General features: G+C 69.6%; 12 protein-coding genes and 3 pseudogenes. 6 read left to right on the forward strand and 9 right to left on the reverse strand.

All coding sequences use genetic code 11. The features are described 5' to 3' along the window. Position 1: 1 nt before the first annotated feature. Positions 2-895 (forward strand): annotated as a pseudogene (locus ABZ953_RS33935) (LysR family transcriptional regulator); the annotation flags it as partial. Here the strand turns inward: ABZ953_RS33935 and ABZ953_RS33940 are convergent. Continuing rightward, positions 795-1760 (reverse strand): DMT family transporter, encoded by a 966-nt coding sequence (locus tag ABZ953_RS33940; protein ID WP_361732333.1) that lies wholly within the window; start codon positions 1758-1760, stop codon positions 795-797. The pseudogene ABZ953_RS33935 and the gene ABZ953_RS33940 overlap by 101 nt on opposite strands. Positions 1761-1881: 121 nt before the next feature. Between ABZ953_RS33940 and ABZ953_RS33945 the strand changes: the two genes are divergently transcribed. Continuing rightward, on the forward strand, positions 1882-2814 hold the full coding sequence (locus tag ABZ953_RS33945; protein ID WP_361732336.1) for a 2-oxoglutarate and iron-dependent oxygenase domain-containing protein: 933 nt from the start codon (positions 1882-1884) through the stop codon (positions 2812-2814). Positions 2815-2842: 28 nt separating this feature from the next. Here ABZ953_RS33945 and ccsB read toward each other — a convergent pair whose 3' ends face one another. The 7 genes from ccsB to hemL form a co-directional block, all read right to left on the reverse strand. After that, entirely contained in the window at positions 2843-3943 is a 1101-nt protein-coding gene (gene ccsB / locus ABZ953_RS33950; protein WP_361732339.1) for a c-type cytochrome biogenesis protein CcsB, read from the reverse strand. Continuing rightward, positions 3940-5688, reverse strand: coding sequence for a cytochrome c biogenesis protein ResB (locus ABZ953_RS33955; RefSeq protein ID WP_361732342.1), 1749 nt, complete (start codon positions 5686-5688; stop codon positions 3940-3942). Before ABZ953_RS33955 ends, ccsB begins: the two co-directional genes overlap by 4 nt. Positions 5689-5692: 4 nt before the next feature. Then, positions 5693-6457, reverse strand: coding sequence for a cytochrome c biogenesis protein CcdA (locus ABZ953_RS33960; protein ID WP_361732345.1), 765 nt, complete (start codon positions 6455-6457; stop codon positions 5693-5695). Then, positions 6457-7092 carry a TlpA disulfide reductase family protein gene (locus ABZ953_RS33965; RefSeq protein WP_361732348.1) on the reverse strand — a complete coding sequence of 212 codons (636 nt, stop codon included), beginning with the start codon at positions 7090-7092 and terminating at the stop codon, positions 6457-6459. The genes ABZ953_RS33960 and ABZ953_RS33965 overlap by 1 nt, the downstream gene beginning before the upstream one ends. Positions 7093-7298: 206 nt before the next feature. Then, entirely contained in the window at positions 7299-8513 is a 1215-nt protein-coding gene (locus ABZ953_RS33970; RefSeq protein WP_361732351.1) for a hypothetical protein, read from the reverse strand. A 184-nt stretch (positions 8514-8697) separates the two neighbouring features. Beyond that, entirely contained in the window at positions 8698-9402 is a 705-nt protein-coding gene (locus tag ABZ953_RS33975; protein WP_361732354.1) for a histidine phosphatase family protein, read from the reverse strand. Further along, complete coding sequence (gene hemL / locus ABZ953_RS33980; RefSeq protein ID WP_361732357.1) at positions 9399-10724, reverse strand: glutamate-1-semialdehyde 2,1-aminomutase; 1326 nt, start codon at positions 10722-10724, stop codon at positions 9399-9401. Before hemL ends, ABZ953_RS33975 begins: the two co-directional genes overlap by 4 nt. Positions 10725-10888: 164 nt before the next feature. Between hemL and ABZ953_RS33985 the strand changes: the two genes are divergently transcribed. The 3 genes and pseudogenes from ABZ953_RS33985 to ABZ953_RS33995 form a co-directional block, all read left to right on the forward strand. Beyond that, on the forward strand, positions 10889-11497 hold the full coding sequence (locus ABZ953_RS33985) for a hypothetical protein (protein ID WP_361732360.1): 609 nt from the start codon (positions 10889-10891) through the stop codon (positions 11495-11497). A gap of 233 nt (positions 11498-11730) precedes the next feature. Beyond that, on the forward strand, positions 11731-12237 hold the full coding sequence (locus ABZ953_RS33990) for a GNAT family N-acetyltransferase (RefSeq protein WP_361732363.1): 507 nt from the start codon (positions 11731-11733) through the stop codon (positions 12235-12237). A 165-nt stretch (positions 12238-12402) separates the two neighbouring features. Next, positions 12403-12765 (forward strand): annotated as a pseudogene (locus tag ABZ953_RS33995) (MFS transporter); the annotation flags it as partial. A gap of 73 nt (positions 12766-12838) precedes the next feature. On the opposite strand, the pseudogene ABZ953_RS34000 reads toward ABZ953_RS33995, so the two are convergent. Beyond that, positions 12839-12910 (reverse strand): annotated as a pseudogene (locus ABZ953_RS34000) (MarR family transcriptional regulator); the annotation flags it as partial. 69 nt (positions 12911-12979) lie between these two features. Here ABZ953_RS34000 and ABZ953_RS34005 point away from each other — a divergent pair. Further along, positions 12980-13315 (forward strand): YnfA family protein, encoded by a 336-nt coding sequence (locus ABZ953_RS34005; RefSeq protein ID WP_361732366.1) that lies wholly within the window; start codon positions 12980-12982, stop codon positions 13313-13315. Positions 13316-13363 lie beyond the last annotated feature (48 nt).

A 13363-nucleotide genomic window follows, 5' to 3' on the forward strand; every position in this document is an offset into this window, starting at 1 on the left:
CATGGAGATCCGGCTGCTCCAGACCTTCGAGAAGGTCGCCACCGTCCTCAGCTTCACCCGGGCCGCCGCCGAGCTGAAGTACGCGCAGTCCAGCGTCACCAGCCAGATACGGGCCCTGGAGACCTCCCTCGGCACCGAACTCTTCGACCGGCTCGGCAGCCGCATCCGGCTCACCGAGGCGGGCGAGCGGCTGCTGCCCTACGCCCGGCAGATCATCGAACTCGCCGACGAGGCGCGGGCCGCGGTCGTCGGCGCCGAGGAGCCGTCCGGCACGATCGCGGTCGGCACCATGGAGTCCCTGACCTCCTACCGGCTGCCGCCGCTCCTCGAACTCTTCCACCACCGCTACCCGAAGGTGCGGCTCTCGCTGCGCCCCACGCTGGGCGACGAGACCCGGCAGGCGCTGCGGCAGGGGACGTACGACGTGGGCTTCCTGATGGAGCCGGAGACCGTGCACCAGGGCCTGGAGACCGAGGTCCTCGCCCGGGAGCCGCTGGTCCTGGTCTGCGCCCCGGTCCATCCGCTGGCCGCGGGCGGGACGCGGGAGCTGGCCACGGTGGACCTGGCGTCGGCGCAGCTCGTCGGCACCGAGCCCGGCTGCCCCTACCGTGACCTCTTCGAGGACGAGCTGCGCACCCGGACCGGGGCGCCGCCGCCGTTCATGGAGTTCGGCACCATCGAGGCGACGAAGCAGGGGGTGGCGGGCGGGCTCGGCGTCGCCCTCCTGCCCGCCGTGGCCGTGGCGCGGGAGCTGGCGGAGGGCACGCTCGTGCGGCTTGCGTGGGAGCCGCCGTTCACGCTGTGGACGCAGCTCGCGTGGCGGTCGGGGAAGCGTCTGCCGCCGCAGGTGCGGCTGTTCGTGGAGCAGGCCGTGCGGCTCGTGCGGGAGCAGGGTGCGCCGTCCGGGCCAGCGTGACCTTCAGCCCGGCGAGGACGATCAGCGGGACGCCGAGCGCCTGGACGAGCCCGATGTGGTGGCCGTAGACCGCCCAGTCGGCGACCATCGCGACGGCCGGGTAGGTGAAGGCGAGCACGGCGATCTTGGCGGTGGGCAGCTTCGCGTACGCCGCGTACATCAGGACGTACATCAGGCCGGTGTGGATCACGCCGAGTCCGGCGAGCCAGGCCCAGCCGGTGCCGGTGCCGCTCATCGCGCCGAAGTCGGTGAAGGGCAGCAGGAGCGGGATGCCGACGACGACCTGGACGAGGGCGATGAGGTGCGGGCGGACGCCGGTGACGCGCCTGGTGACGAGCGTGGAGAGGGCGTAGAGGACGGCGGCCAGGAGGGCGAGCCCGATGCCCGCGAGCGAGCCCGCGTCGCCGGGGCGCACCCCCGACACCAGCAGCAGCCCCGTGAACGCGGCGACCAGCCAGCCCAGTTGGGATCGGGAGAGCCGTTCGCGCAGGACGAGGGCGCTCAGCAGCACGAGGAAGAACGGCTGCGTGTGGTAGACGACGGTGGCCAGGGAGATCGAGGTGGCCTCGTACGCCTTGAAGAGGAACACCCAGTTGAAGACGATGAACACACCGCCGAGCGCCGCGAGTCCGAGCTTCTTGGGGGTCAGGCCGTGGTTACGGAAGTAGCCGCGGGTGAAGGCGTACGCGCCGAGGGCGAGGGCGCCGAACAGGACGCGGAAGAAGACGACGTTGAAGGCGCTCGCGCCGGACTCGACGACGAAGACGCCGAGGGTTCCGGAGAGCATCATGGCGGCGGTGAGCTGGGCTGTGCCCCGGTTCTCCAGGGCGTTCCTTGAGGTCATGGAAGGAACGTACGAGCGGACGTATGTGCTGGTCCACGCGCCAGTGGGGCGTCCTCCCGATGGGCCCATCGGTGCTGTCGATGAGGCCTGACCGGGGTGGGGTATGGGCACGATGGCAGACATGAGCAGCGCATCCCGCATTCCGACGGTCGACCTGCGGCCGTGGCTTTCCGGCGACCCCGAGGCCCGCGCGCGGACGGCACAGACCGTCGACGAGGCCCTGCGCACGGCCGGGTTCCTCCTGGTGACCGGGCACGGCGTCGACCCGGCGCTGCGCACGGCCATCCGCTCCTCGGCCCGTGGCTTCTTCCAGCTTCCCGAGCGGGCGAAGCGGCCGTACGCGGTGAAGGTCGGCGGGCGCGGCTGGCTGGGCCCCGGCGCCGAGGCCAACAGCTACGCGGAGGGCACGGCCGCTCCCCCCGACCTGAAGGAGTCGCTGTCCTTCGCCGCCGACGAGCCGACCGGTGACGCGGCCGTCGACGCGGAGTGGTTCGCGGCGAACACCTGGCCGCGGGAGACGCCCGAGCTGCGGGCCCTGGTGACGACGTATCTGCGTCAGATGCGGCTCCTCTCGGACCGCCTCCTCGAACTCCTCGGCGTGGCGCTCGGCGAGGAGGCGGACTTCTTCACCCGCCACACCGGCCACCCCACCTGGGGCTTCAACATCAACTGGTATCCGGGCCGGGAGACGGTGGGCGAGCCGGAACCGGGCCAGTTCCGCATCGGCCCGCACACCGACTTCGGCACGGTGACGGTCCTCGACCGGCAGGCGGGGCGCGGCGGCCTCCAGGTGTTCACGGACGAGGACGGCTGGCAGGACGCCCCGTTCGACCCGGCGGCCCTCACGGTCAACATCGGCGACCTGATGGCACGTTGGACGGGCGGCCGCTGGCAGTCCGGCCGCCACCGCGTACTGCCACCGCCGGCCGAACTGCCCGCCGAGGAGCTGATGTCCCTCGTGTACTTCTACGAGTGCGACCCGGGCACGGACGTCCGGGGCGTGGACTCGCACGTATACCTGCGGGGGCAGTTGGACGCGATCACCGTGGAGTAGCGGGGAGTTGCCCGGCGGTGCGGGCCGCTCAGACCCCGGCGTACGAGTGCTTGCCGGTGACGAAGATGTTCACGCCGTAGTAGTTGAACAGCCAGCAGCCGAAGGCGATCAGGGCCAGGTAGGCGGCCTTGCGGCCCTTCCAGCCGGCCGTGGCGCGGGCGTGCAGGTAGCAGGCGTAGGCGACCCAGGTGATGAAGGACCAGACCTCCTTGGGGTCCCAGCCCCAGTAGCGGCCCCACGCGTCGCCCGCCCAGATCGCGCCCGCGATGATCGTGAACGTCCACAGCGGGAAGATCGCGGCGTTCAGGCGGTACGAGAACTTGTCGAGCGAGGCCGCCGAGGGCAGCCGCTCAAGGACCGACGTGGCGAACTTGCCGGGCTGCCCGCCGTTCTGCAGCTTCGTCTCGTAGCTGTCGCGGAAGAGGTAGAGCAGCGTGCCGACACCGCCGACGTAGAACACGGCGCCGCAGAAGATCGCGGTGGAGACGTGGATCCACAGCCAGTACGAGTGCAGGGCGGGGACCAGCTGGTCGCTGGACGTGTACAGGACGGTGACGGCGAGACCGAGGTCGAGCAGGACCGTCGTGACCAGCGGGAGGCCGAGCCAGGCGATGTTCTTCTTCAGCGCCATCAGCACCAGGTACACGGCGACGGCGACGGTGGAGAAGGTGATGCTGAACTCGTACATGTTGCCCCACGGCGCACGCTGCACCGACAGGGCGCGGGTGAGGACGCCGCCGAACTCCAGGAGGAACGCGAGCACGGTGAGCGAGACGGCGATGCGGCCGTAGAGGTCGCCCTTCTCGTCGCCCGCCGCTGCGCCGGGCCCGTCCGGCACGTCCCGGGTACCGGCCACGGACCGGGTGACGACCTTGGGCCGCTCCAGGGTGGCGGTGCCGCCCGCGGCCTGGGCGGTGACGGCGGGCGCGGCCGCGGCGGCCGCGCCGGTCTTGCCCGGAGTGAGCGCGGCCGCGGTGCGGGCGACCTTGCTGCGGCTGCCGAAGAGCCACTCCGCCATGTGCGCGAAGAAGGCCAGGAGATAGACGGCCATCGCGGAGTAGATCAGCACGTTGCTGATGTGCGCGAGGTTCTCGTTGGGCTCGGCGGCCAGGGTGGCGGCGAGATTCACTTCTCAGCCCCTTCGGCAGGTACGACATCGGGGTCGGCGTCGGAGGAGGCTTCCTCGTCCGGGTCTGGCTGGGGCGCCGTCGGCGCCCGGTCGTGCAGTTGGGCGGCGAGCTGGGAGAGCTCTTCGGGAACCTTGGCGGACTCGCTGCGGCCGAGGCCCGCCATCTCGACGACGGTGACGCCGTCGGCTCCCTTGACCGCCCGTACCCATACGCGGCGGCGCTGGATGAACAGCGACCCCGCGAGACCGGCGACGGCGCCGATGGCGCCGCCGAGCGCCCAGCCGGTGCCGGGCTGCTGGGAGATCTGGAAGGTCGCCCACTCCTTGAGGTTCTTCTCGAAGGTGATCGACCCGGCGCCGTTCGGGAGCTTCATGGTCTCGCCGGGGCGCAGCCGCTGCTTGAACAGCTCGCCGTCGGCACCCTTGAACTTCGTCATCTTGCGGGTGTCCAGCTGGTACACGTTCTGCGGGATGCCCGCGTCGACGCCCAGGCTGCCGTGGTACGCGGACAGCGCGAGCACCGGGTAGTCGGCGGCGGGGAACTGCGAGAACATCTGCCCCTTGCCCACGCCCGCGAAGGTCGGCACGAAGAAGGCGTTGAAGCCGAGCTGCTCGGCCTTGCCGTTCTTGTCGCGGTAGCCGTCCATGACCTTGATGGCGCCGGTGGCCGTGCCGTTCTGGTCGATGGGCAGCACCGGCACGGACGCCTGGTAGACGACCTTGCCCTTGCCGTCGCGGACAGTGACGCCGGGGGCGAAGCCGTGGCCGATGAGGTAGACCTTCGAGCCGTCGACCTCGAGCGGCTCGTTGACCTCGATGGACTTCTTCTTCTCGGCGCCGTCGGGGCCCTCGCTGTAGCTGACGTCCGCGCGGTAGGTGCGGGCGGTGCCGCGGTTGGGGCCCGACTTCTGGTACGTACCGACGAACTTGTCGAGCTTGAAGCTGAACGGCTCCAGGTTCCCGGTGTCGAAGAGGCTGCCGGACTTGAAGTCGTCGTACTGGCTGAGGGTGTTGGAGAAGCCGTCGCCCTCCATGACCAGCTTGCCGCCCTCGGACTTCAGGAGCTGCCCGGCGGCGAACGCGACCAGCATCACGATGAGCGCGATGTGGAACATCAGGTTGCCTGCCTCGCGCAGGTACCCCTTCTCGGCGGCGACCGAGCTGCCCGCGCCGGAGCCCGCGGTGTGCGCGCGGAAGCGGCGCTGCTTGAGCATCGCGAGCGCGGCCTCGTGCACCTGCTCGGGCTCGGCTTCGGTGCGCCACGTCGTGTACGCGGGCAGGCGCGTCAGTTTCTTGGGGGCGCCCGGCGGGCGGCCGCGCAGCTGGCCGACGAACTGCCAGGTGCGGGGCACGATGCAGCCGATGAGGGAGACGAAGAGCAGGATGTAGATCGCGGAGAACCACACGGAGCTGTAGACGTCGAAGAGCTGCAGCTTGTCGTAGAACGGGCCGAGCGTGGTGTGCCGGTCCATGAAGTCCTGGACCTTGAGCTCGTCGACGTTGTTCTGCGGGATCAGCGAGCCGGGGATCGCGCCGAGGGACAGCAGCAGGAGCAGGATCAGCGCGACCCGCATCGAGGTCAGCTGCCGCCAGAACCAGCGCACCCAGCCGATGACGCCGAGGCGGGGCATGTTGGGCGGCTCGTCCCGCTCCTGCGGGGCGGTCGAGAGCCTGGCACCGGCGGCGCCGAGGTCGTTCTCCTCACGGGCCTCGGTGGGGCCTTCGGGAGCTTCGGTCTTGCTCATGGATTCAGATCCCCACCGTGTAGCCGCTGGACCAGACCTGCATCTGCTGCACGATGCTGTCCCACACGCCGGTGACGAGGAGGAGGCCGGTCGCGATCATCATGATGCCGCCGACGCGCATCACCCAGACGTAGTGCCGCTTCACCCAGCCGAACGCGCCGAGCGCCTTACGGAAGGCGACGGCCGCGAGGATGAACGGGACACCGAGTCCCAGACAGTACGCGACGCTCAGCAGCGCGCCGCGACCCGCGCTCGCCTGGTCCAGGGAGAGCACGCTGACGGCGGCGAGCGTCGGGCCGACGCAGGGCGCCCAGCCGACGGCGAACAGGGCACCCAGTATCGGGGCGCCCGCGAGGCCGACCGCGGGCTTCTTGTGGAATCGGAACTCCCGCTGGGAGACCTTGGGCATGAGCCCCATGAAGAAGAACCCGAGCACGATCATCACCCCGCCGAGCACCCGCGTGACGATGCTCTGGTTCTCCTGCAGGGTCCGCCCGAACTCCCCGAACAGCGCCCCGTAGGAGACGAAGACGACGGTGAAGCCGAGCACGAAGAGCCCGGAGCCCGCGACCATCCGGCCCCGCTTGGCCTCGGCCATGTCCTGGCCGCTGACCCCGGTGACGTACGACAGATAGCCCGGCACGAGCGGCAGCACACACGGCGAGAAGAAAGAGACGAGACCGCCGAGCAGGGCGATGGGCAGCGCCAGCAGGAGCGCGCCGCTCATGACGGTCTGGTTCGGTCCGCTGATGGCGGCGAGTGTCGACATCACTTCTCCGCGAGCACGGGGTCGATCATCTTCCGCAGCTTTTCTTCGTTCAGCGGCTGCTGCGAGCGGGCCGCGATCTTCCCTTCCCGGTCGATGACGATCGTGGAGGGGATGAAGTTCGGGTTGAGCGAGCCCCGGGGGAAGCGGAGCATCAGCTTGCCCATCGGGTCGTGCAGGCTCGGATAGGGAATCCCGTGCTGCTTCTCGAACTGGATCGCGGGGCCGCGCTGCGGGTCGCGCGTGTTGATCCCGACGAATTCGACGCCCTTGGCCTTGGTGTCCTCGGCGACCTTCACGAAGTGCGGCGCCTCAAGGCGGCACGGCGCGCACCAGGAGCCCCAGACATTGAGGACCACGACCTTGCCCTTGTAGTCCTCGGCGATGTTCAGGCTCTTGCCGTCGAGGGTTTCACCGTCGAGCGAGGGGGCCGCCTTGCGGTCGCCCTTCTTGACGGTGGCGATGCCGTCGGAACCGGCGATGAAGTTGGTGTTTCCGGAACCACCCGACGTGCCGCCGGAGCTGCAGGCGGACAGCGCCAGCGCGACGACCGCGAGTCCTGCGGTGAGCAGGGCAGCACGGCTGCGGCGTCGACTGCTGCTATCGGTGCGGTGTGGGGCACGGCAGGCAACACTCATGTGAAAAGTTTCGCATGTCCGAATCGGGGATCTTCCGCACCCCCTCCACTCGGGATACAACTCCCGAAACACGCCTCTTCAGACGCTCTTCAGACGCACTTCTGACGCACTTCTGAAGCGCACGTGGCCCCCTCCGAGGTGTCGGAGGGGGCCACGTGTGTGCCGCGCTTCGGTGTGCCGTGCTTCGGCTAGCGCAGGCTCTTCCGCTACAGGCTCTTCCAGCCGCCGGTCGGCTGCTGGCCGACCTCAAGACCCTGGAGCTTGGCGAGGACCTTGGGGTCCTGCACGTCGAGCCAGTCGACGAACTGACGGAAGGAGACGAGGCGTACGTCCTTCTTCCCGGCGATGTGCTTCATGGCCTCCTCGACGGCATCCATATAGATGCCGCCGTTCCACTCCTCGAAGTGGTTGCCGATGAAGAACGGCGCGCGGTTGGACTCGTAAGCGCGCTTGAACCCGGATATGTAGGCGTCGGTGGCCTGCTTGCGCCAGGCCGGGTAGTTGGCCGGCGGCGCCTTCGTGGAGTTCTTCGACTGGTTGGCGAGGATGTTGTAGTCCATCGAGAGGACCTCGAAGGAGTGCCCGGGGAAGGGCACGCCCTGCAGCGGCAGGTCCCAGATGCCCATCTTCTTCTGCGGCCACTTCTGACGGCCGCCGGGCGAGGACGCGTCGTAGCGCCAGCCGAGCTTCTTCGCGGTCGGCAGCAGGTTGTCCTGGCCGAGCAGACAGGGCGTGCGACCGCCGACGAGTTCCTTGTCGTAGTCGAAGGGCAGCGACGGCAGATCGGTCCAGCCGGTGTTGGTGCGCCACTTCTTCACAAAGGACTTGGCCTGGTCGATCTCGTCCTGCCATTGCGCGGGCGTCCACGTGGCGACCGATCCGGTACCCGCGCAGAAGTGCCCGTTGAAGTGCGTGCCGATTTCGTGGCCCTCGAGCCATGCCTGTCGGACGTACTTCAGCGTGGCCTTGATGTGACCGTCGGTGAGATAACCGATGTCGGACGCGCCGACCGCGTTGTTCGGCGGCCGGTACATACGCTTCTTCGATTCGGGCAGCAGATAAAGCCCGGAGAGGAAGAACGTCATGTGCGCGTCGTGTTCCTCGGCGAGCTTGAGGAAACGCGGGAACAGTCCGTTCCCGACCTCGCCCGCACCGTCCCAGGAGAAGATCACGAACTGCGGGGGCGTCTCGCCGGGCTGCAGCGGTACCGGCTTGCCCGGCTGACGAGGCTGCTTACCGGTGTAAGCGGTCGACCCGTCACCGATCGGCTTGGCGGGGCGCTTCGCGCCGTCCTTGCCTTCACCGGCCTTTCCGGCGGGCCCGGACGAATCGCCGCCGCCCGAGCCGCACGCTGCGAGCCCGAAAGCGGCGGCCGCGCCGGCCCCGACTCCGAGCATTCCTCTGCGGCTGATGTCGCGCATTCCCATCCCCATTCGTCGCGCCCCTGGATCCGTTCTCGCTGTGGGTGCCAAGCAAGAGGGACGACCAGTTAGAGGGCGCGACGAACACCGAGGTTCCGGGCAGCCGCATTAAATTGCGCTGATTTACCGGGAAGGGACATACAGTCGCCGCGCGATTACACGCGGTCGATCACGGGCCGGTTTATCAGGCCCCGAATGCCTTGCCGTTGCCCTTATTCTTGCCCTTCACGGGCTTGGCACCGGCAAGGAGATGTGCGGGCACGAGATCCCGGGCGGGCTCGCTGTATCCCACCGAAACGATCTTGTCGCCGCGGTAGGTGAACGACGTGAGCGACGCCAGCGTGCACTGCCGCTTGCGCGGGTCGTGCCACAGCCGCCGCTTCTCCACGAAGCTGCGCACGATCCAGATCGGCAACTGGTGGCTGACGCACACCGCCTCGTGCCCGCGGGCCGCGTCCTTCGCCGCGTCCAGGGCGCCCATCATCCGTACGACCTGCTCGATGTACGGCTCGCCCCAGGACGGCTTGAAGGGGTTGACGAGGTGCTTCCAGTTGTCCGGGTTCTTCAGCGCGCCGTCGCCCACGCCGAAGGTCTTGCCCTCGAAGACGTTGCCCGCCTCGATGAGCCGCCCGTCGGTGGCGAGGTCAAGGCCGTGCACCTTGGCGATCGGCGTGGCCGTCTCCTGGGCGCGGTCGAGGGGCGAGGCCACGACATGCGTGACGTCGCGCCGGGCGAGGTGCTCGGCGACGCGGTCGGCCATCTGCCGGCCCAGCTCGGAGAGGTGGTAGTCGGGCAGCCGCCCGTACAGGATCCCGTCGGGGTTGTGCACCTCACCGTGGCGCATCACGTGGACGACGGTCAGCTCGTCGCCCGCTGCGGTGCCGCTCATGCGGTGGCCTCCGTCGCTTCCGCGGCCGCGCGCGCGGCACCCGGCAGGGCGGCGGCGATGCGCTCGACGGCCTGCGCGTCATGGGTGGTGGACACGAACCAGGACTCGAAGGCCGACGGCGGCAGATAGACGCCCTGCGACAGCATCGAGTGGAAGAACGCGGTGAAGCGGAAGGACTCCTGCGCCTTCGCGCCCTCGTAGTCGCGCACCTCGCGGTCGGTGAAGAAGACGGAGAACATGTTCGACGCGTTCTGCACCCGGTGGGCGACGCCCTCCTTGGTGAGCGCCTCCGTCACCAGGCCGCGGAGCTCCGCGGAGACGGCGTCCACCTTCTCGTACGCCGCGTCGTCCAGAAGCCGCAGCTGGGCGATGCCCGCGGCGGTCGCGACCGGGTTACCGGACAGCGTGCCCGCCTGGTAGACGGGCCCGGCCGGGGCGAGGTGCGCCATGACGTCCGCGCGCCCGCCGAAGGCCGCGGCAGGGAAGCCGCCGCCCATGACCTTGCCGAAGGTCATCAGGTCGGGCCGCACGCCGTCGACGCCGAACCAGCCGGCCTTCGACGTACGGAAGCCGGTCATCACCTCATCGGAGATATAGAGGGCACCGTTCTTCGCGCAGGCGGACTTGAGGCCCTCGTTGAAGCCCGGCCGCGGCGGCACGACGCCCATGTTGCCCGGCGACGCCTCGGTGATGACGCACGCGATCTCACCGGGGTACTTGTGGAAGGCCTCGTGGACGGCCTCGATGTCGTTGTACGGAACGACGATGGTGTCGCCCGCCTGGGCACCGGTGACGCCCGGGGTGTCCGGCAGACCGAAGGTCGCCACGCCCGAACCCGCCGAGGCGAGCAGCGCGTCCACGTGCCCGTGGTAGCAACCGGCGAACTTGATCACCTTGGCGCGGCCGGTGAAGCCGCGCGCCAGACGGATGGCGGACATGGTCGCCTCGGTGCCGCTGGAGACGAGCCGCACCTGCTCGACGGGGTCGATGCGGTCGACGATCTCCTCGGCGAGCGCGACCTCGCCCTCACCCGGCGTACCGAAGGAGGTGCCGCGCGACACGGCCTCCTGGACGGCGGCGATCACCTCGGGGTGGGAGTGCCCGAGGATCATCGGGCCCCATGAACACACGAGGTCGACGTACTCGCGGCCGTCGGCATCAGTCAGGTACGGACCGGAACCGGACACCATGAAACGGGGCGTACCACCCACAGCGCGGAACGCGCGCACGGGAGAGTTCACACCGCCGGGCGTCACGGCCGCCGCACGGTCGAAAAGAGTCTGCGAAACTGGGGCGCTATACGGGAAGCTCACACGAGCCATGGTGTCAGAGGGTCCGGACATCCTGCGGACAGGTGTTTCACTCCACGTTTTAGCGGGTGAACGTGGGGGAGGTCACTGACACGATGATCGGGTTGCGTGGCGGGGGCCGCGAGGCCTAGAAAAGACAGGGCCGTGCCGCCCTGGCAAAGCAGTCGGGTGGAGATATGCATCGCGGTGGCGGACTGGGCGAGGGGACCGACGGCCTGGGCCCGCGGCGTGCCCGGCGGGGCAAGCACCGACGCGAGGCGGAAGCGGAACCGACGCAGGCGCCCGATCAGGCGCTCGGCGGCTCCGGCGAGTCCCGGAGGGACCGGGTGAGCAGCAGGAGTGGCGGGGTCGGGGTGACGTACAAGTACTTCGGGGCCCCGGACGGTGCGACCGCCGCCCGCGTGCCGATCTCGATGCGCCCCGAGGAGCTCGGCGGCGACGAGCTGGGCATGGGCGGAATGTTCACCAAGATCAAGCCGGAGACGATGGCCGCGATGGTCCTCACCGGCATCGAGGGCATACCCCTGCACAAGGTCCCCCCACTGGAACTGGTCGTCCTCCACCCCGACTACGCCGTCGTGAAGCTCCCCATGACCGTCGTCGATCCGCTGCGCGGCGTCGGCGAGGAGTCGGTGGGCGCCGCGGCGTTCATCTGGTCCACCGTCCCGGACCGCGGCGGCCCGCGCGACGCCTTCAACGTGTATCAACTGCTGCACGAATGGCAGGATTTCAGCCACCGTCTGCATGACGCGGGGCATCAGGCCTACTGCCTGGTCTGGCCCTGATCACCTCTTGCCTTCTTTCTGACGTCTCCCCTCTCTCCCCTTTCCCCTTTCCCCTCTCCCCCTTTCCCCCCCCTTTCCTCTGCCGCCCTGACCAGGCCCATCTCGTACGGGACTTCACGGCGACCGTGGGGGTGCCGCCGACGGCGTACGGGTCGCATTGAGGGCTGAGGGCTGAGGGCGAGGACGGAGGGCGGTCTCGGCTCGTTGTCAGACCCTCCGCCTACCGTGGGGGAATGGAGCGATCACAGGCACCGGCGATGCGTCTCGAACCCTGGGTGGACGAAGGCGGGCTCGCCCTGCTGCTGCGCCTCAACACCCCCGGCATGACAGCTCACTTGGGCGGCCCCGAGACGCACGAGAAGGTGGTGGACCGCCACCGCCGCTATCTGGGCCTCGACGACAAGGGCCGGATGTTCCGCATCACGCTGGACGGCGAGACGGCCGGTTCGATCGGGTACTGGGAGACGGTCTGGCAGGGCGAGACGGTCTGGGAGACCGGCTGGGGCGTGCTCCCCGAGTTCCAGGGCAGGGGCGTCGCCGCGGGCGCGGCGCGGCTGGTGACCGCGGAGGCGAGGGCGGCGGGGCGCCACACCTCCCTGCACGCCTTCCCCGCTACGGACCACGGCGCATCGAACGCGGTCTGCCGGAAGGCGGGCTTCACGCTGCGCGGCGAGGCGAACGTCGAGTATCCGAAGGGCAATTGGCATGCCTGCAACGACTGGCGTGTGGGGCTGACGTAACGCTGGGCGCCGTGGGCGTGCGCGTAGGTACGGGCATGGTGCGGGCGCGGTGTAGGTGTAGGTGCGGGCGTGGTGTAGGTGCGGGCCTGCGCATACAGCCGCCGGGCGGCCAAATACCTCGGCGGCGGCCCCGCCCTCGTCCAGTGACTCGGCGCCTCCTACGCGTTGGCCCTCGGCGTCTTCCTCGTCGTCGGCGGCCGCCTCGGCGACAAGTTCGGGCGGCGCCGCCTCTTCCTCCTCGGCCTCACCGGCTTCACGCTCGCCTCGCTCGCCTGCGGCCTTGCCCCCACCCCCGGCACCCTCGTCATCCCGCAGGGGTTCGGCATCCTCGGCGCCACCTGGCCCCGCGAACAGATCGGCAAGGCGTTCAGCCTCTTGGGCCCCGTCATGGGACTCTCCGCCGTCGGCGGGCCCGTCCTCGCCGGGTTCCTCATCGACGCCGACCTCGGCGGCCTCGGCTGGCGCCCCATGTTCCTGATCAACCTCGTACTCGGCGGCGCCGCACTCCTCGCCGCCGTCCGCCTCCTCCGGAAGGACTCCGGCGACCCCGCACCTCCATCGACGGCCTCGGCCTCTCCCCCTCCGACACCGCACTCGGCCTGCGGTCGACGAGCCGCGTCGCAGAGCCCGTCGTCAGACCGGTCAGCTCCGCGATCCGCCCTACCTGCACCGGACAGCAATCGTACGACGCAGGATTCCGCCTCGTACGGCCCGACAGGACCCGCATGCCACCCTGTCGACCATGCTGATCGTCCGCTCCGCCGCCCTGTTCGTGCTCGCCGCGCTCTTCGAGATCGGCGGCGCTTGGCTCGTCTGGCAGGGCGTGCGTGAGCACAAGGGCTGGGCCTGGATCGGCGCGGGCGTCGTCGCGCTCGGCATCTACGGATTCGTGGCCACGCTGCAGCCCGACGCCGAGTTCGGCCGCATCCTCGCCGCGTACGGCGGGGTCTTCGTGGCGGGCTCCATCGCCTGGGGCATGGTTGCGGACGGCTACCGCCCCGACCGGTGGGACGTGGTCGGCGCGCTGGTCTGCCTCGCCGGAATGGCCGTGATCATGTACGCCCCGAGAGGCCGCTGAACCGCGCGCATATCACGCGCATATCCTGGCCGTGGACCCGTCACATCG

Origin of the sequence: Streptomyces sp. NPDC046465 (assembly GCF_040646035.1) — a bacterium.
In the GTDB taxonomy this organism is placed as follows: domain Bacteria; phylum Actinomycetota; class Actinomycetes; order Streptomycetales; family Streptomycetaceae; genus Streptomyces.

Bases quoted from the DNA above. Each gene is read 5' to 3' on its own strand.
- ABZ953_RS33940 (WP_361732333.1), bottom strand. From the start codon at position 1,760: ATGACCTCAAGGAACGCCCTGGAGAACCGGGGCACAGCCCAGCTCACC.
- ABZ953_RS33945 (WP_361732336.1), top strand. From the start codon at position 1,882: ATGAGCAGCGCATCCCGCATTCCGACGGTCGACCTGCGGCCGTGGCTT.
- ABZ953_RS33955 (WP_361732342.1), bottom strand. From the start codon at position 5,688: ATGAGCAAGACCGAAGCTCCCGAAGGCCCCACCGAGGCCCGTGAGGAG.
- ABZ953_RS33960 (WP_361732345.1), bottom strand. From the start codon at position 6,457: ATGTCGACACTCGCCGCCATCAGCGGACCGAACCAGACCGTCATGAGC.
- ABZ953_RS33965 (WP_361732348.1), bottom strand. From the start codon at position 7,092: ATGAGTGTTGCCTGCCGTGCCCCACACCGCACCGATAGCAGCAGTCGA.
- ABZ953_RS33970 (WP_361732351.1), bottom strand. From the start codon at position 8,513: ATGCGCGACATCAGCCGCAGAGGAATGCTCGGAGTCGGGGCCGGCGCG.
- ABZ953_RS33975 (WP_361732354.1), bottom strand. From the start codon at position 9,402: ATGAGCGGCACCGCAGCGGGCGACGAGCTGACCGTCGTCCACGTGATG.
- hemL (WP_361732357.1), bottom strand. From the start codon at position 10,724: ATGGCTCGTGTGAGCTTCCCGTATAGCGCCCCAGTTTCGCAGACTCTT.
- ABZ953_RS33985 (WP_361732360.1), top strand. From the start codon at position 10,889: ATGCATCGCGGTGGCGGACTGGGCGAGGGGACCGACGGCCTGGGCCCG.
- ABZ953_RS33990 (WP_361732363.1), top strand. From the start codon at position 11,731: ATGGAGCGATCACAGGCACCGGCGATGCGTCTCGAACCCTGGGTGGAC.
- ABZ953_RS34005 (WP_361732366.1), top strand. From the start codon at position 12,980: ATGCTGATCGTCCGCTCCGCCGCCCTGTTCGTGCTCGCCGCGCTCTTC.